Genomic DNA, 16,863 nt, shown 5'->3' with positions numbered 1-16,863 from the left:
GTCGAACTTGCGGCTTTTGACAGCCGCCCATTTCCGCGAGGCCCACGTACACCGGAGGAGGGCGCGCGAATGAGCGGAACGACAGCGGCGGCAATTCATGCGAAGCGCGCAAGCGAGCCGCATTTCTGGCGTAGCGAGGCGTTGCCGTTCATCGAGGCGCGCTCCATCGAAGACGGCCGCGAAATCTGCTACGCGAAGCACTCTCACGAAATCTTCTCCATCGGCGCGGTCACTGGCGGACGCAGCGTGTACGTGAACCGCCACGCGCGCGAATGGACCGGCGCGGGCGCGGTTGTTCTGATGAATCCCGACGACGTTCATGCATGCAATCCCATCGCCGACGAGCGCTGGTCGTATCGCATGCTTCACGTCGACGTCGCGTGGCTCACGTCGTTGCAACACGAACTCGGCTTCAGCGAGAACTACGCGTTTCGCGCGTTCTCGCAGACCATGACGACAGACGCCGAACTCTTCGACGGCCTCAATCGGCTGCATGGAATTCTGGTCGACAACGATGCGGATTTGCTGCGCAAACAAAGCGCCGCCGTGGCATTTTTCACTGAGGTGCAGCAGCGCCTGAACCCCGCGCCGCGTTCACACGACGACGCCAGTCGTCAACTCGCGCGAGCGGCCGAATTCATCGCCGACAATTGCACGCACCCGCTGAAGCTTGAAGACATATGCGAGGCAGCGGGCCTGTCTGCATCGCATCTGATTCGCGCGTTCAAGGAGCGCTACGGCATGACGCCGCACGCCTATCTGATCAATCGCCGCATTCAGTACAGCCGCGCTCAACTGAGGCGCGGCCGATTGATCGCCGACGTCGCGCTCGACGCCGGCTTCGCCGATCAGGCGCATTTGCAGCGCACGTTCAAGCGGCTCGTCGCCGCGACGCCGGGGCAATATCGCAGTTGACTGCGGGGTTGCCGCAGTTTTCGGCGCCTCACGTCACAAGCAAATACAACGCGCTCGCCGCAAGCAACGCCGCCATAACCCGATTGAACAACCTAACGCGCTGCGGCGCCTGCAAGTACTTGCGCAGAAACGTCCCGGCGTAGGCCCAGCTTGCAATCGACACATAGCAGATCACAAAGTAGATCACAGTGAATTGCCAGACGAGTTTGCCGTCGCCATCGGCGGCATACGCGCCCATGCCGGCCAGCGACGCGAGCCATGCTTTCGGGTTGAGCCATTGCATCGCCGCGCCATACGCAAATGAAGGGCCGCGCGATGGTTTGTCGGCGCCGAGCTGACCGTCATCGACGGCGAGCTTGTAGGCCATGACCAGCAGAAACGCCACGCCGGCCCATTTGACGATGCTCACGAGTGCGGGGACATGCACGAGCAGTTCATGCAGCCCGAGGCCGATCAGCAGAAGCAGCACGGTAAAGCCGACGGTCGCGCCGCTCACATGCCGCATGCTCGCGGCGAAGCCATGCTGCGCGCCGGCGCTCAGCGCGACGACGTTGACGGGACCTGGCGAAATCGACGAAGCCAGCGCGAACGCGGCCATGGAAAGCAAAGCGGACATCGGTGCCTCGATACGTGAATGCGCGGGATTGACGCGGTTCAACGGTATCGGCGGCAGGGCGGTGTGTATTGAAGGAAATTGCTATGTGCGCTACATGCCGGCATTTTCGACGACGCGGCCTTCCGCGCGCCAGCGCAGCATGCCGCCCGCAAGGTTCGCGACTTCGTCGAATCCTGCCTGGCGCAATATCACCGTCGCTTGCGCGGAACGGCCGCCCGCACGGCACACGGTCACGATCGGCCGCTCTTTCGTGAGCTCGGCGGCGCGCGTGGCAAGCTCGCCGAGCGAGATGAGCCGCGCTGCCGGAATGCGGCCAAGCGGCCCGTTGAACTCATCGGGCTCGCGCACGTCGACTATCTGCACGGAACGCAGATTGTCTTCGAGCCATTGCGGGCCGATTTCCCAGATGCCCGCGAACGTGTAGACGAGCGGCGCCCAATCGGGTTCGGCCGCCTGCGTGGGATCGCTGGCCGCAACGCCGCACTTGAGATTCGCGGGCACCGCAATGTCGATCTGCTTCGGATGCGGCAACCGCAGATTCGTCACATAGCCGACGAAGTCGTCTTCGCACAGTTCACCGCCGAGGCGCGGATTGAAGCGCCGTTCTTCGCCGACGCTCGTCACCGTCAAGCCGCGATAATCGTGTGCCGGATAAAGCAGGCAGCTTTCGGGCTGACTGAAAATCTCGCCGTGGATCGCGCGGAACATCGCGCGTGCGTCGCCCTTCTGAAAGTCGGTGCGGCCCGTGCCGCGGATCAGCAGGCAGTCGCCGGTGAACATCATCGTGCCGTCGTCGAGCGCGAGGCTGATGCAGCCGTTCGTGTGGCCTGGCGTCGCGCGCACTTCGAGCCAGCGCGTGCCGAACTCGCATCGGTCGCCGTGATTCAGATAGCGGTCCGCACCTTCCGCGCCGCTTGCCGTCGATATGGCGATCGCGCTGCCGGTGCGGCGCTTGAGCATCCAGGCGCCAGTCACATGATCTGCGTGGACGTGCGTGTCGATCGTATAGAGAAGGCGCAGCCCGAGTTCCTGGATCAGCGCCGTATCGCGGCGCACCTGCTCGAATACCGGATCGATCAGAATGGCCTCTCGCGTCGTGCTATCGGCGAGAAGATACGTGTACGTGGACGATTGCGGGTCGATTAGTTGGCGGAAAATCAGCAAGGTTGTTTTCTCCGTGGCGCGCATCGTCGAGACAACCGGGCGCGTGGCGGCGCCCGGTTTTACTGCGCCGCAATCTCACCGTGGCTGTGCAACGTACCGCAGATACGGCTTCAAGGTCTTGAAGCCCTCAGGGTATTTCTTCGCCGCATCATCGTTCGAGACGGATGTCGGAATGATGACATCGTCCCCCGGTTTCCAGTTCACGGGTGTGGCCACCGTATGCTTCGCGTTCAACTGCAACGAGTCGAGCAGACGCAGCACTTCGTCGAAATTGCGCCCCGAACTCATCGGATACACGAGCATGGCTTTGACCTTTTTGTCCGGGCCGATGATGAACACCGAGCGCACGGTCGCGTTGTCCGCCGCGGTGCGCGTGCCGCCGCCCGCATTCGGGTGAATCATGTCGTAGAGCTTCGCGACGTTCAGATCCGCGTCGCCGATGAGCGGATAGTTGACCGCGTGGCCCTGCGTCTCTTCAATGTCCTTCACCCACCTCTCGTGATCGCTGACGGGGTCCACACTCAGGCCGATGATCTTTGTGTTGCGCTTTTCGAACTCCGGCTTGAGGCCGGCCATGTAGCCGAGCTCGGTCGTGCAGACGGGCGTGAAATCCTTTGGATGCGAAAACAGGATCACCCAATGGTCGCCGATCCATTCGTGGAAACGGATTGTGCCTTCGGTGGTTTCCGCGGTGAAATCGGGCGCTTCTTCTCCAAGTCGAATCGACATCGTCATCCTCCATGAGAATGCGCCGGGGAGGTGCACCGGTTCTCGGAGCAGCAATCCCCGGGCTGCCTGAATCTTCGATCAGGCGATTGCTTGACTCACGATCAGCCTCCAGCCACCTGGACTGTGATTGTGCGGGAGGACCTTGCGCACGCGTGAAGGCGGAGTGCTCGCCGGATTGCTGTGCTGCGCAAACACACGGATGCGCCACGCGTCGCGCTTAAAGCGTAGGACAAAAATGCGCGTCGCTCTAGCCAGCTTGCAGGGCAAATCCGCCGTTATTGCCGATTTACGTTTCGCTCCACATGCGCAGGAGGTTGTGATAACAGCCGACTAGCGTGCGGCGCGCGGCATCGTCCGCGTTCGAGGCGTTCAAACGCTGGATCGCGCCGTCGATGTCGAACAGCATCGCGCGCTGCGTGTCGTCGCGCACGAGGCTCTGTACCCAGAAGAAGCTCGATACGCGCGCGCCGCGCGTCACGGGCCGCACCTGGTGCAGACTCGTGCCGGGATAAAGGATCGCATGGCCCGCGGGCAGCTTCACTTCCTGCACGCCGAAGGTGTCTTCGATCAGCAGTTCGCCGCCGTCGTACTCGTCGGGCGGCGTGAGGAACAGCGTGACCGATAGATCGGTGCGCACGCGTACGCCGCTGCCGGGCACGAGGCGAATCGCTCCGTCGACATGGCTGCCGAAATGCATGCCGCCTTCGTAGCGGTTAAAGAGCGGCGGATAAACCTTGTTCGGCAGCGCGGCGCTGATGAAAAGCGGATGCCGTTCGAGCGCCGCGATGATTCTGTCGCCCATTTCGAGCGCGATGGATGAGCCTTCCGCGATCTGCTGGTTGCGCTTGACGGGCGCGCCCTGATAGCCCGCGGTCGCGCGGCCGTCGACCCATGCGTCCGTGGCCGCTTCGAGTTGCGCACGCATCGCGGCGGTGTCGGCGGGACTGAATACATCGGGGATCGAGACAATCATCGTTGGACTTCCCTGCGAAACCGCGCGTTGTGCTGCTGATCGCCGCCTCGGCGATCAGAAGAACCGATAGTTTAGCGTCGCGAGGAACGTGCGGCCGTTGCCCGGCACCGCGCGTCCGCCGTCCGATGGAATCAGCGCGTCGTAGTAGTTCTTGTCCGTCAGGTTGAGCACGTTGAACTGGACGTCGTACTTTTTCGCGTGATACGCGGCCATCGCGTCCCAGCGCGTATAGCCGCCGACCTTCACGAAGTTGTTGTTCGCGGCGTAACGCGACGACGTGTAGATCGGCCCGCCGCCGATTTCCCAGTGCGGCGTGAATGCGTAGGTCGTCCACAGCGTCAGCATGTTGCGCGGCGTGTTCGCGGGCGTCTTGCCGGCGGTGCCGTCGAGCGCCTTCAGGATCGTCGCGTCCATGTACGTGTAGCCGCCGAACACTTGCCACTTGTTCGTGATGTGGCCGGCCACGCCGAGCTGGTAGCCGCGCACGCGCACGTCGCCGTCGAGCGTGTAGCTGCCGTCCGAGTTCAACGTCCGCGCGTTCGTCTTTTCGATGTTGAAGAGCGATTGCGTGACCGACAGACCGCCGCCGAGCAGGTCCCACTTCGCGCCGACTTCATACGACTTGTTATGCTCCGGCGGCAGATTCTGCTGCTGGTTCGTGAGCGTCAGCGCTTCGAGCGACGGATTGAACGACGTGCCGTACGACACGTAGTAGGACTGCCAGTCGGTCGGCTGCCAGATCACGCCGCCGCGCACGCTCGTGAAGTAGTTCGTCTGCGTCGCATACGAAGGCACATTGATCGAGTTGTGAATCGACGCTTCGTAGCGGTCCCAGCGCAGGCCGCCCACCACCTTCCAGTGTTCGCCGATCGACACCGTATCGTTCGCATAAACGCCGACGCCGTTCGCGCTCGACTCCGCGAGATTCGTCGCAACGGTCTTCGCATTCGACGGACGCTTCGTGTACGACGGATCGACGAGCGGCACGATGGCGATCGTGTTCGACGGCAAGCCCGGCGTCGTCGTCGTGAAGCTCTGGTTGCTGTACGTCTCGTGGCTCAGATCGACGCCCGCAACCACTTCATGCTTGATGAAGCCGGTGTTGAATTTTGCCTCGACGTCCGTCGAGTTGTAGACCGAGTGGTCATTGATGTTGCGGTCCTTGCCTTGCAGCTTCACGAACAGTTTCGACGGATCGATGCTCGTGAAATTTCCGTTGGTCAGCGCCGTCGATGTCGGCAGCGGACCCGTGAGCACCGAGGCCGCGTTCGTCGCGCGGGCTTCCGTGCTGTAGTGGCTGAACTGCGTCTGATTGCGCACCTTCAGGTTGTCGTTGAAGCGGTGTTCGATGCGCGCGTTGAGCGTTTGCACGTCCTGCATCGTCCGGTCGTCGGTGAAGCCGTAGAACGTGCCGCGATTGACCGGCGCTGGGTGCCCATTAAGCGCCGGAATGCCGTAGTCGGGCTGATCGCGGTTGTGCTGGATCAGCGCGGACAGCGTGATTTCGGTCGGCGTGCCGATGCCGAATTTGACTTCGGGCGCGACGCCGTAATCCTTGCTCTTCATCACGTCGCGCGACGAACCCAGGTCCTGGCCGAACGCGTTGATGCGGAACGCGGACGTCGACGTGATCGGCGTATTCAGGTCGACGGTCGTGCGATAGCGGTCGTGCGTGCCCGCTTGCACGGACACGTCCGCGCGCGGCTTGAGCGTGGGCTGCTTGCTGACCTGATTGATGACGCCGCCCGTCGAGCCGCGTCCGAAGTACAGCGACGACGGGCCGTACAGCACGTCGATCGATTCGAGGTTGAAGGTGTCGCGATAGTACTGGCCGCGATCGCGGAAACCGTCGAGATAGATGTCGGTGCGCGCCGAGAAGCCGCGCAGGTTGATGTTGTTGCCGATCTGTCCGCCTTCCGCGGCGCCGATGGTGATGCCCGGCACATTGCGCAACGCGTCCGTAAACGAGCTCGCGGCTTGCGATTGCAGCACCGACTTCGGCACCACGACGGCGGCTTGCGGAATGTCGCGCAGCGCGGTCGGCACTTTTGCGCCGACGCTCGAGACGTCAGCCGCGAATTCCGCGGACGGGCCGCTTTGACCGGTCACCTTGACGGCGGGCAGCGTGGCGCTGTCGGCGGTCTGGGTGGGCGTGGAAGTCGAAGTCGAAGTCGGAGTCGAACTGGATGACGCGGGCTGGGCGCCGGTCGCGGGCGTTGTCGTCGTTTGAGCGTAAAGCGGCGTCGCGAACGCGACCAGAACGGCCGCCGCGAGAGGCGTGTTTCGGAACATCTCAATACCCTGTCGTTGTCGCTATTGTTCTGATTCGACGGACGCCAGCGCCCGTTGCAGCACCGACAGCCGGACTGTCTGCGTCAAAGGGCTGGACCCATCGTCTTGTTCTCAAATGAGAATCAGTATCGTTACATGAATGATAATAGTTCGCAATAATTCGTTACGCATCGGTAACACGGCGGCGGGGAATGTGCGGGGGTTCTGGCGGGATGTGGGAATGACGGCGCATGACGCGCTCAACCTTGGGCGCTGTCGGCGGATGGTGAAAAGATCCACCGTCTTACGATTTGCCTACTATATTTCGTCATATTCAAGACAGATTCGTGACATGCCGTAAACAAGGCTTGATGCACTGGATCCGCCGCAAGGCGGCACAGAGGATTGCCCGCACGGAGGTCGTGATGAAAGCGAAGAGTCGGCGAATTGGGCGGTTGGCCCGCGTGGCTGCATGGGGTACGGTGGCGTTCCTGGCGGTTCCGGGAGCGGCATCCGCGGCGAATGGGGGCACGATACATTTCTCCGGCGCGCTCGTCGGTCCGCAGTTCAATATCACGACCGTGCGACAAACACCTGCGCCGCGGTCGGATACGCTTTGGACTGGACACGACGGGTCCGCGGTCACCGTGACGTTCGCGGCGCCACCCGGCGGCGCGCCAAGCGCTGATGTGACGTTGCGGATCAACGACGGCGCGGCGTCACGCACCGGCGCAGCCGCGCTGGATACCGTCGCGACGTCTTTCATCGACGGCACAGGCCGTACGGCCCGGCCAGGAGCGGACGGTCAGTATCACGTGGGCGGCGCGGGTGGCGTACTGTCGCTCGGCGCGAAAAGCGGTAATGTGCCTTCGGCGAACAAACCGGTGACGGTCGTGGTCAGCTACGACTGACGGGTTTGCTATCGGCGCAGAACCAATGCAAAAAGGGTTACAAGCAATCGCTTGTAACCCTTCGAAATTCTTTGGTGGGGCGTGAGTGACTCGAACACTCGACCTACGGATTAAGAGTCCGCTGCTCTACCAACTGAGCTAACGCCCCAACAGAAGCGAAATTATGCAGGATGTTTTTGGGCTTGCCAAGCCCCCTTAGCAGATTTCTTAAAAAAACCGTCCCCCGTTCGAGTCATCCCTCAACGAAAGCGCTGCCTCCGAAAAGGCGCTGCGCCGGGCATCCCGGTATCATGTCGCGGACTCGCGGACACTTGCCGCTCACGCTCCGCGCGGCCTTCGACGGGAATCGCCATGGACGACAAAGAGACTATCGATCTGCTCGACCGCATCCTCGCGCCGTGGGTCCGCGAACTGGCGCTCACGCCCGTCAAAGCCGATGCGGAAGGCGCCACGCTGCGCCTGCCTTTCGCCGGCGCGCTGCGTCATTCAGGCGGCGTGATTTGCGGCCAGGTGTTCATGGCCGCCGCCGATACAGCGATGATCGTGGCGATTTCCGCGGCGCTAGGCGGCTTCAAGCCGATGACCACCGTGTCGCTCAACATCAGCTTCATGCGCGCCGTGCGCAAGGGCGACGTGCTCGTCACCGCGCGCGTGCTGCGCCTCGGCCGCAACCTCGTTTTCGGCGAAGTGGAGCTGTTCGACGAGACCGGCAACATGGCCGTCCACGCGACCACGACGTACGCGCTGCTCGAATAAGCAAAGCGGCGCGCATCATAAGACAAGGCACCAGGAAATAAGATGTTCGATCAGGTCGTATTCGCCGGCGGCGGCAATCGCTGCTGGTGGCAGGCGGGTTTCTGGGACGTCGTGCAACCGGAACTGCGCATCCGTCCACGCGTCATCACGGGCATTTCGGCGGGCGCGGCCACCGCTTGCATGCTCTACACGCGCGATTCCGAGTGGGTCATGCGCTATTACGAAGACGCGCTGCGCCACAATTCGCGCAACGCCTATTGGGGCAACCTGCTGCGCGGTCAGTCGGTGTTTCCGCATTACCGCATCTATCGTCAGGCATTGCTCGACATCTACGGTGAGAAGTTTTCGTCGCTTGCCGATGCGCCCGAGATTCGCATCGGCGTTTCACATTTGCCGCGCTGGCTTGGCGCGCGCAGCGCAGTCGCCGCCGGACTCATCGCGTACAACATCGAAAAATATGTGCGCAAGACCTTGCACCCGACGCTTGGTCAGACGCTCGGTTTTCATCCGGAATTCGTGCGTGCGCAGGACTGCGCGACCGTCGAAGATCTCGCCGATCTGATTCTGCAATCGTCGAGCACGCCGCCTTTCACGCCGGTCTTGCGGCGCAACGGCCGCCCGGTGCTCGACGGCGGCATGGTCGACAACGTGCCGGTCGGCGCGCTTGACGCCGATGCGCCCGGCAACGTGCTCGTCATGGTGACGCGCCTTTATCCGCGGCCGCAGATGTTCGTGGTGCCGCACGGCGTGCAGCAGCGCCTGTATGTGCAGCCGTCGCGCAAAGTGCCGATCTCGAGCTGGGACTACACGAGCCCCTCGCAGATGGTGCATGCGTACAACCTCGGCCGCGCGGACGGCGAGACCTTCCTCGAACGCATGCCCGACCTGCTGGAGTTTGCCGCCTGACGCAGGACGCCTGACGCCCGCGGCTATCGCTTAGCGCCGACGTCCACCCTGCAACGCTTCGGGATTCGCCACGCTGGCCGTGTCGCCGGCATCGAAAGCCAGAATGTTTTTGAACGCCGCGCTGAAATACAGCTCGTAGCTCTCGCGCTCGACATAGCCGATATGCGGCGTGCAAATCACGTTCTCCATGCGCAGCAGGCTGTAGCCCTGCAGGATCGGCTCGCTTTCATACACGTCGATGGCGACCATCCCCGGGCGATTGTGCGACAGCGCGCCGAGGAGCGCGTTGTCGTCGAGCAGCTCGGCGCGGCTCGTGTTCACGAGCAGTGCGGTCGGCTTCATGCGCATCAGATCTTCCTGCTTGACGATGCCGCGCGTGTCGTCGTGCAGCCGCAAATGCAGCGACAGCACATCGCTCTGGTCGAACAAGGCTTCGCGGCTCTCGGCCACGCCATAACCGTCCTCGCGAGCGGCTTCGCGTGAATGCTCGCGGCCCCAGATCAGCACGTTCATGCCGAAGGCCTTGCCGTAACCGGCGACAAGCCGCCCGATCTTGCCATAGCCCCAGATGCCCAGCGTCTGACCGCGCAACACCTGACCCAAACCGAAGTTTGGCGGCAGCGCCGAAGTCTTGAGCCCCGACTGCTGCCAGGCGCCCTGCTTCAGGTTCGCTACGTATTGCGGAATGCGCCGCTGCGCCGCCATGATGAGAGCCCACGTCAGCTCGGCGGGCGCGATCGGTGAGCCGCTGCCTTCGAGAACGGCGATGCCGCGCTCGGTACAGGCCGGGAGATCGATGTGGCTGGACACTTTTCCCGTCTGGCTGATCATGCGCAAACGCGGCAGTTTGTCGAGAAGTTGCGAGCTGATGCGGGTACGTTCCCGAATCAGGACCAGCGCGTCGACTTCCGAAAGACGGCTCGCGAGTTGCCCGAGTCCGCGGACGGTGTTGTTGAAAACTTTGACTTCGTGATCGGCGAGCAATTGAAAGCAGTCGAGCTTGCGAACGGCGTCCTGATAGTCGTCGAGGATGGCAATCTTCATGGTATGTGTCTTGCGGCGCACCATGGCGGTGCGGAACGGAGTGTTATGCTGACTGTCCCATCATGTGACCCAAGTCACATGCCGGTTTAGCTGAATGCCTTACCGTAGCAACTACCGCGTAGAACGATAGCGCTACAGCAAGGCCGATTGACATCGTTTTTAACAGTTTGTTGAGTGTACAGGCAAGCCGCTTTACAGACGGTTGCAGACGCCCGTCCCATGCGCCCTGGCCCAACAAGCTGCGTTGAAGCCCGTGATGACCTGTGCAGTTGCGCGTCGGTTTGTAGAAACTGGCGCAACGAACAAAATGCCTCTCGCATGCAGCGTCGCCGGGCCTGTACCGTTTTCCAATCCCTACAAACGGAGACAAGTCGATGAATCTTCCATCATTCGAGGCACAGCCCGCAGTGAAGGCGGCAGTAGAAGCGCCAGCGTGGGTGAAACATCGGAAACTGATCGACTGGGTCCAGCGCGTTGCCGCTATGACCCGTCCGGACAACATCGTGTGGTGCGACGGTTCGCAGGAAGAGTACGACCGCCTGTGCGCGCAGATGGTCGAAGCCGGCACACTCAGGAAGCTCAATCCGGCGAAACGTCCGAACTCGTATCTCGCATGGTCCGATCCTTCCGACGTCGCGCGCGTCGAGGACCGCACTTTCATTTGCGCGCAACGTCGTGAGGACGCCGGTCCGACCAACAACTGGGTCGCGCCGGACGAAATGCGCACGACACTCGACGGCCTGTTCGAAGGCTCGATGCGCGGCCGCACCATGTACGTGGTGCCGTTCTCGATGGGCCCGCTCGGCTCGCCGATCGCGCATATCGGCGTCGAACTGAGCGACAGCCCGTACGTGGTCACCAACATGCGCATCATGACGCGCATGGGCCGCAAGGTGTACGACGTGCTCGGCGAAGACGGCGAGTTCGTGCCGTGCGTGCATTCGGTCGGCGCGCCGCTCGAAGCGGGCGCCAAAGACGTGCCGTGGCCGTGCAATCCGACCAAGTACATCGTTCATTTCCCGGAGACGCGTGAAATTTGGAGTTACGGCTCGGGCTATGGCGGCAACGCATTGCTCGGCAAGAAGTGCTTTGCGCTGCGCATTGCATCGACGATGGGCCGCGACGAAGGCTGGCTTGCCGAGCACATGCTGATTCTCGGCGTGACTTCGCCCGAAGGACGCAAGCACCATGTGGCGGCCGCGTTTCCGTCGGCGTGCGGCAAGACCAACTTCGCGATGCTGATTCCGCCCGAAGGGCTGAACGGCTGGAAGATCTCGACCATCGGCGACGACATCGCGTGGATCAAACCAGGCAAGGACGGCCGCCTGTACGCGATCAACCCGGAGGCCGGCTACTTCGGCGTCGCGCCCGGCACGAGCGAAAAAACCAACTTCAACGCAATGGCCACGCTGAAGGAAAACGTGATCTTCACGAACGTCGCGCTGACCGACGACGGCGACGTCTGGTGGGAAGGCATGACCGACGAACCGCCCGCGCACCTGATCGACTGGCAGGGCAAGGACTGGACGCCCGCGAGCGCGAAGGAAACGGGCCGCAAGGCGGCGCATCCGAATGCACGCTTCACGGCGCCGGCGTCGCAATGTCCGTCCATCGACGCCGATTGGGAGAATCCGGCGGGCGTGCCGATCGACGCGTTTATCTTCGGCGGCCGCCGCTCGACGACCGTGCCGCTCGTCACCGAGGCCCGCAACTGGGTCGAGGGCGTCTACATGGCGGCGACCATGGGTTCGGAGACGACCGCCGCCGCAGCGGGCCAGCAAGGCGTCGTACGGCGCGACCCGTTCGCGATGCTGCCGTTCTGCGGCTACAACATGAGCGACTACTTCGGCCATTGGCTGAAGACAGGCGAGCGGCTGCAGCAACTGAACGCGAAGCTGCCGAAAATCTTCTGCGTCAACTGGTTCCGCAAGGGCGCGGACGGCAAGTTCGTGTGGCCGGGCTTCGGCGAAAACATGCGCGTGCTCGGCTGGATGGTCGGCCGCATCGAGGGCACGGCGCAGGGCGAGGAGCACGCGTTCGGCGTGTCGCCGCATTACGAGGACATCGACTGGAGCGGTCTGGATTTCAGCCGCGAGCAGTTCGAGCAGGTGATTTCCGTCGACGACGCGGCCTGGCGCGCCGAACTCGCGCTGCATACGGAGCTCTTTGACACGCTGCAGCACGGCCTTCCGCCCGCGCTGGCGAAAGCCAAGAGCCAATTGGAGAGCAAGCTCGCAGCTTGACGACGTGAGTGTTCGCTAACTCGCAGAAGCCGCCTTCGGGCGGCTTTTTTCATTTTGAGCGCCGCCAAGCCGGGCGGGGCCGCGTTCAGTGCTCGGCACATTGGCCTTTCCATCTGTTCGAAAGGCACGCGTGGGCAAGCTGCGCCGCAGCACATTGTTTCTAACGACGGAACAATCGCCCCCGATGCCCCACATTCGGGCATACAGTCGCACGAAAATTGACGAAATTTCCGCTTTTGCGGGCAACTTCTGCACGATTGCGCGAGTCGTAGGAGAATCCCTAATTCGCTTCCACTGGTTATCACCAATTGTCAGGGAGCCGTAACACGGCAGGAGTTGTGATATGGATCATTTGCAGTCGATGCGAGTTTTCGTCAAAGTGGCGGATCTCGGCAGTTTTGCCCGCGCTGCGAGCGCGATGGATATTTCCAACGCAGTTGCCACCCGTCACGTTGCCGACCTCGAAGGGCGTCTTGGCACGCGGCTGCTCAACCGTACGACCCGCAGTCTGTCCTTGACCGAATCGGGTCAGGTTTATCTGGAACGCGCACGCCAGATTCTCGACGAGCTCGAAGACGTCGAGCAGATGGTGGTCGCGCGAAATCACGAACCGGTCGGCACATTGCGCATCGTCGCGCCGGTCGTGTTCGGCTTGCACAATCTGGCGCCCGTGCTGCAAACGTACGCGGAACGCTATCCGAAGGTCATTCCCGACGTCACGCTCGTCGATCGTCAGGTCGATCTGGTTGAAGAAGGTTTCGACGTGGGCGTGGTAATCGCGCGGCAGATGCGCAGCGCGAGCATCGTCACGCGGCGTCTGACTACGGGCTGCATGACGGTTTGCGCAACCCCGGCGTATCTGGAGAAGCACGGCACGCCCACGCGTCCCGAGCATCTGCTCGAGCATCCGTGTTTGAGCCTGCCCTCCGAGTATTGGGGCGACGAGCGGGTGTTTACCGGTCCCGAAGGCGAAGTGCGCGTGCGTCCGTCGAATGTGATCGTGGCGAACAACACGGAGATGCTGCGTCAGTTCGCGCTGCTCGGCATGGGCATCGCGATTCTGCCGAGCTATCTGATCGGGCGCGACATGACGCGCGGCCGGCTGGTGCGCCTCCTGGGCGATTACCGTTTGCCGCAAGTCGAGATCAACATCGCCTATCCGAGCCGTCGTCATTTGCCGGCAAAGGTGCGCACGTTCATCGATCATCTGGTCGAGCATTTCAGCCAGACGCCGAATAGCCTGCTCGGCGAGCAATGGATCAAGGACGGCGTTGGACGCCCGGCGTCGGCGTCGTTTGAACCGGCGGATGCGTCGATGCCGCCGGAAGCATTCGACGGCGCGGAGCCGCTGTCGCGTCTGCTGGACAGCGAGTTATCGCCGGTGCCGAAGACGTTGGCGAAGCCCGGAAGTCGTACGCGGCCGGCGGCGTTGACGCCGCTGTAGAGGCGGTTCAGGCGCCGATGTAGGATGTCGGCGCGTCCAGCGCGGCTGGCTGAACGCATAAAAAAGCGCGGTCACCTTGCAGGTGATCGCGCTTTTTGTCATCGGCTTCGATATGCACCGCAGGCGTCCATCGCGCCTACCGAAGAATCACGAACCGGTCTTACGAGCGACAGTCTTCCTGGCCGGCGCCTTCTTCGCAGCCGCAGTCTTAGCCGCAGGCGCTTTCTTCGCCGCAGCCTTTTTCGCCGCCGGCGCTGCCTTCACCGCGACCGCCGCATCGCCGTCATCGGACTCGAACTCCGAACCGCCTGCCTTCGCAGCCGATTTCGCCGCCGCCGTCTTCGCTGCGGTCTTGGCCGACGGCTCCTTCTTCTCGAACTCGAAGCCGATCTTGCCGTCGTTCTGCTTGACGAGGAACGCCTTGAAGTTACGGCCCGTGCGCGACGACTTGAAGTTCGTCAGCAGATCCGTGCGTCCTTCTTCGAGCAGCTTGGCCATTTGCTCACGCGCGATCTCCTGCTGCAAGATCACTTTGCCCGAGCGGAAGTCGCAAGTCTTCGGGTTCGCAACCGAGTTCTCGCAGACGTAGCTCATGCCGTGCTCGAACACGCGGCCCTTGCACTTCGGGCACGCGCCGACCGGTTCCTGGTCGGAGAAGTCGGGCGGTTCGCCGTCTTCGCCGCCCGCGTCCTGGCCGAAGTCGAACTCGAGCTTGTAGTTCTTGATCTCGTCGTCGAGCGAAAGCTTGAGGATCGCCGAGAACGGACGGCCCATCTTGCTGCGAAAACCCGACAGCGGCCCGATCGTTTTGTTCTTCAGCAGTTCTTCGACTTCCTCGATCTCGAACTGGCGGCCGCCCGGAATCTTCGAGATGGAGAACTCGCATTTCGAACACGCGAAGCGGCGGTAGTTTTCCTTCACCTGGCCGCCGCAGTTCGGACACGGCGTCTGCAACGTCGCGTAATCGCCCGGGATCGTGTCGGAATCGTATTCCTTCGCGCGCTTGACGATGGTCTGCGTCATGCGGGCAATTTCCTGCATGAACGCGTCGCGCGGCAGGTTGCCGCGTTCCATTTGCGACAGCTTGTATTCCCATTCGCCCGTCAGTTCGGGCGCGGTCAATTCCTTCACGCCGAGCCCGCGCAAGAGCGTCATCAACTGGAATGCCTTGGCGGTCGGAATCAGATCGCGGCCTTCGCGGACCAGATACTTTTCACCCAACAGCCCTTCGATGATGGCGGCGCGCGTGGCCGGCGTACCGAGCCCCTTCGCGGCCATCGCCTCGCGCAGTTCATCGTCTTCGACGAGCTTGCCCGCGCCTTCCATTGCTGACAGCAGCGTGGCTTCGTTGTAGCGTGCCGGCGGTTTGGTGACGAGCTGCTGCGCGGCGATCTTGTCGGTCTTGACCTTCTCGTCTTTCTGCACCGGCACGAGGTTGGCATCTTCACCGCTGATTTCGCGGCCGTAGATTTGCAACCAGCCCGGCTCCACCAGAACCTTGCCCTCGGTCTTGAAGTGATGACCGACGACTTCGGTGATGCGCGTGGTCACGCGGTATTCGGCAGCCGGGAAAAACACCGACAGAAAACGCTTCACCACGAGGTCGTAAAGCTTCTGTTCCGGCTCGGACAGGTTCTTCGGCGCCTGCAGCGTCGGGATGATTGCGAAGTGGTCGCTGATCTTCGAGTTATCGAAGATGCGCTTGTTCGGCTTCACCCAGCCCTTGTCGAGCACCTGCTTGGCAAACGGCAAGTAGTTGTTGCTCTCCTTGAGCATGCCGAGCGTCTGCTTGACCGTGTCCATATAGTCTTCGGGCAGCGCGCGCGCGTCAGTCCGCGGATAGGTCAGCACCTTGTGCTTTTCGTACAGCGCCTGAGCGAGACCCAGCGTGTTCTTCGCCGAGAAGCCGAAGCGGCCGTTGGCCTCGCGCTGCAAGCTCGTCAAGTCGAACAGTGCCGGCGACAGTTGCGTGGACGGCTTCGACTCTTCCCTGACGACACCGATCTGACCGCGGCAAGCGGCGACGATCGTCTCCGCCGCGGGCAGCGCCCACAGACGCGAGTCGCGCTTTTCCGGGTCGAACTCGTCGCGCTTGAACTTCGGATCGAACCAGCGGCCCTCGTAGAAGCCGGCCGCGCAGACAAACTCGGCCTTCACTTCCCAATAGTCGCGCGGCACGAAGCGGCGAATCTTTTCCTCGCGCTCGACGACGATGGACAGCGTGGGCGTCTGCACGCGTCCGACCGTGGTCAGGAAGAAGCCGCCGCCCTTGCTGTTGAACGCGGTCATCGCGCGTGTGCCGTTGATGCCGACGAGCCAGTCCGCTTCGGAGCGGCAACGAGCCGCGTCCGCAAGCGGTTGCATCTCTTCGTCGCTGCGCAGACGCGCGAAGCCGTCGCGGATCGCGGCGGGCGTCATCGATTGCAGCCACAGGCGCTGCACCGGCTGCTTGGCTTTCGCGTGCTGCGCGATCAGGCGGAAAATCAGCTCGCCCTCGCGCCCCGCGTCGCATGCGTTGATGAGCCGGTCGATGTCTTTGCGCTTGAGCAGCTTGGTCAGCACCTTCAGGCGCGACTCGCTCTTCGCGATCGGATTCAGATCGAAATGCGGCGGAATGACGGGCAGGTTGGCGAAACTCCACTTGCCGCGTTTGACTTCGTATTCTTCGGGCGCGGCGATTTCCAGCAGATGGCCCACTGCCGATGAGAGAACGTACTCGTCGCTCTCGTAGTACTCGTCATGCTTGGTAAAACCGCCCAAAGCGCGCGCGATGTCGTTCGCGACGGAAGGCTTTTCGGCGATGATCAGTGCTTTAGACATGACTCGATGTGAGGTTGGTATATCCGGGTTGGTGGCCTTGAGCGCGCCCAGTTGGCGCGACCCTCGTTTGC

General features: G+C 62.5%; 13 protein-coding genes and 1 tRNA gene. 6 read left to right on the top strand and 8 right to left on the bottom strand.

The genetic code is table 11. From position 1 onward, the window contains the following. Positions 1 to 69: 69 nt before the first annotated feature. Positions 70 to 915 (top strand): AraC family transcriptional regulator, encoded by an 846-nt coding sequence (locus AB6809_RS25535; RefSeq protein ID WP_371027407.1) that lies wholly within the window; start codon positions 70 to 72, stop codon positions 913 to 915. 28 nt (positions 916 to 943) lie between these two features. Here the strand turns inward: AB6809_RS25535 and AB6809_RS25530 are convergent, their stop codons facing one another. The 5 genes from AB6809_RS25530 to AB6809_RS25510 all read right to left on the bottom strand — a co-directional run bounded on the left by AB6809_RS25530 (position 944) and on the right by AB6809_RS25510 (position 6,689). Continuing rightward, positions 944 to 1,531 (bottom strand): LysE family translocator, encoded by a 588-nt coding sequence (locus AB6809_RS25530; protein WP_053857334.1) that lies wholly within the window; start codon positions 1,529 to 1,531, stop codon positions 944 to 946. 90 nt (positions 1,532 to 1,621) lie between these two features. Next, positions 1,622 to 2,692, bottom strand: a complete 1,071-nt coding sequence (locus tag AB6809_RS25525) for an MBL fold metallo-hydrolase (protein WP_114156647.1) — start codon at positions 2,690 to 2,692, stop codon at positions 1,622 to 1,624. 78 nt (positions 2,693 to 2,770) lie between these two features. Continuing rightward, on the bottom strand, positions 2,771 to 3,424 hold the full coding sequence (locus tag AB6809_RS25520) for a peroxiredoxin (protein WP_006050563.1): 654 nt from the start codon (positions 3,422 to 3,424) through the stop codon (positions 2,771 to 2,773). A 286-nt stretch (positions 3,425 to 3,710) separates the two neighbouring features. Further along, positions 3,711 to 4,397 (bottom strand): Fe2+-dependent dioxygenase, encoded by a 687-nt coding sequence (locus tag AB6809_RS25515; RefSeq protein ID WP_006050561.1) that lies wholly within the window; start codon positions 4,395 to 4,397, stop codon positions 3,711 to 3,713. Positions 4,398 to 4,451: 54 nt separating this feature from the next. Beyond that, complete coding sequence (locus tag AB6809_RS25510; protein ID WP_371027406.1) at positions 4,452 to 6,689, bottom strand: TonB-dependent receptor; 2,238 nt, start codon at positions 6,687 to 6,689, stop codon at positions 4,452 to 4,454. Positions 6,690 to 7,093: 404 nt separating this feature from the next. Here AB6809_RS25510 and AB6809_RS25505 point away from each other — a divergent pair, with 404 nt between their 5' ends. Further along, positions 7,094 to 7,579: a hypothetical protein gene (locus AB6809_RS25505; protein WP_307248491.1), complete on the top strand. Its 486-nt coding sequence runs from the start codon at positions 7,094 to 7,096 to the stop codon at positions 7,577 to 7,579. Positions 7,580 to 7,651: 72 nt separating this feature from the next. Here AB6809_RS25505 and AB6809_RS25500 read toward each other — a convergent pair. Then, a tRNA-Lys gene (locus AB6809_RS25500) sits at positions 7,652 to 7,727 on the bottom strand. Positions 7,728 to 7,930: 203 nt separating this feature from the next. Here AB6809_RS25500 and AB6809_RS25495 point away from each other — a divergent pair. Together AB6809_RS25495 and AB6809_RS25490 are read left to right on the top strand one after the other, a co-directional pair. Further along, positions 7,931 to 8,335 carry a PaaI family thioesterase gene (locus AB6809_RS25495; protein WP_053857362.1) on the top strand — a complete coding sequence of 135 codons (405 nt, stop codon included), beginning with the start codon at positions 7,931 to 7,933 and terminating at the stop codon, positions 8,333 to 8,335. 42 nt (positions 8,336 to 8,377) lie between these two features. Beyond that, on the top strand, positions 8,378 to 9,241 hold the full coding sequence (locus AB6809_RS25490) for a patatin-like phospholipase family protein (protein WP_107709121.1): 864 nt from the start codon (positions 8,378 to 8,380) through the stop codon (positions 9,239 to 9,241). A gap of 30 nt (positions 9,242 to 9,271) precedes the next feature. On the opposite strand, the gene AB6809_RS25485 is transcribed toward AB6809_RS25490, so the two are convergent. After that, positions 9,272 to 10,285, bottom strand: a complete 1,014-nt coding sequence (locus AB6809_RS25485) for a D-2-hydroxyacid dehydrogenase family protein (RefSeq protein WP_307248502.1) — start codon at positions 10,283 to 10,285, stop codon at positions 9,272 to 9,274. Between the two features lie 374 nt (positions 10,286 to 10,659). On the opposite strand from AB6809_RS25485, the gene AB6809_RS25480 reads away from it, so the two are divergent. Continuing rightward, positions 10,660 to 12,528: a phosphoenolpyruvate carboxykinase (GTP) gene (locus AB6809_RS25480; RefSeq protein WP_053857364.1), complete on the top strand. Its 1,869-nt coding sequence runs from the start codon at positions 10,660 to 10,662 to the stop codon at positions 12,526 to 12,528. Between the two features lie 343 nt (positions 12,529 to 12,871). Beyond that, a complete protein-coding gene (locus AB6809_RS25475; protein ID WP_006050554.1) occupies positions 12,872 to 13,972 on the top strand; it encodes a LysR family transcriptional regulator in 1,101 nt (366 codons plus the stop codon). 147 nt (positions 13,973 to 14,119) lie between these two features. Here AB6809_RS25475 and AB6809_RS25470 read toward each other — a convergent pair whose 3' ends face one another. Next, positions 14,120 to 16,792: a DNA topoisomerase III gene (locus AB6809_RS25470; protein WP_029969429.1), complete on the bottom strand. Its 2,673-nt coding sequence runs from the start codon at positions 16,790 to 16,792 to the stop codon at positions 14,120 to 14,122. Between the last annotated feature and the right edge of the window lie 71 nt (positions 16,793 to 16,863).

It is taken from the genome of Paraburkholderia sp. RCC_158 (assembly GCF_041355255.1).
Classification (GTDB): Bacteria; Pseudomonadota; Gammaproteobacteria; order Burkholderiales; family Burkholderiaceae; genus Paraburkholderia; species Paraburkholderia graminis.
This window is presented reverse-complemented; position numbering and strand designations above follow the sequence as displayed.

Bases quoted from the DNA above. Each gene is read 5' to 3' on its own strand.
- AB6809_RS25535 (WP_371027407.1), top strand. From the start codon at position 70: ATGAGCGGAACGACAGCGGCGGCAATTCATGCGAAGCGCGCAAGCGAG.
- AB6809_RS25530 (WP_053857334.1), bottom strand. From the start codon at position 1,531: ATGTCCGCTTTGCTTTCCATGGCCGCGTTCGCGCTGGCTTCGTCGATT.
- AB6809_RS25520 (WP_006050563.1), bottom strand. From the start codon at position 3,424: ATGTCGATTCGACTTGGAGAAGAAGCGCCCGATTTCACCGCGGAAACC.
- AB6809_RS25515 (WP_006050561.1), bottom strand. From the start codon at position 4,397: ATGATTGTCTCGATCCCCGATGTATTCAGTCCCGCCGACACCGCCGCG.
- AB6809_RS25510 (WP_371027406.1), bottom strand. From the start codon at position 6,689: ATGTTCCGAAACACGCCTCTCGCGGCGGCCGTTCTGGTCGCGTTCGCG.
- AB6809_RS25505 (WP_307248491.1), top strand. From the start codon at position 7,094: ATGAAAGCGAAGAGTCGGCGAATTGGGCGGTTGGCCCGCGTGGCTGCA.
- AB6809_RS25495 (WP_053857362.1), top strand. From the start codon at position 7,931: ATGGACGACAAAGAGACTATCGATCTGCTCGACCGCATCCTCGCGCCG.
- AB6809_RS25490 (WP_107709121.1), top strand. From the start codon at position 8,378: ATGTTCGATCAGGTCGTATTCGCCGGCGGCGGCAATCGCTGCTGGTGG.
- AB6809_RS25485 (WP_307248502.1), bottom strand. From the start codon at position 10,285: ATGAAGATTGCCATCCTCGACGACTATCAGGACGCCGTTCGCAAGCTC.
- AB6809_RS25480 (WP_053857364.1), top strand. From the start codon at position 10,660: ATGAATCTTCCATCATTCGAGGCACAGCCCGCAGTGAAGGCGGCAGTA.
- AB6809_RS25475 (WP_006050554.1), top strand. From the start codon at position 12,872: ATGGATCATTTGCAGTCGATGCGAGTTTTCGTCAAAGTGGCGGATCTC.
- AB6809_RS25470 (WP_029969429.1), bottom strand. From the start codon at position 16,792: ATGTCTAAAGCACTGATCATCGCCGAAAAGCCTTCCGTCGCGAACGAC.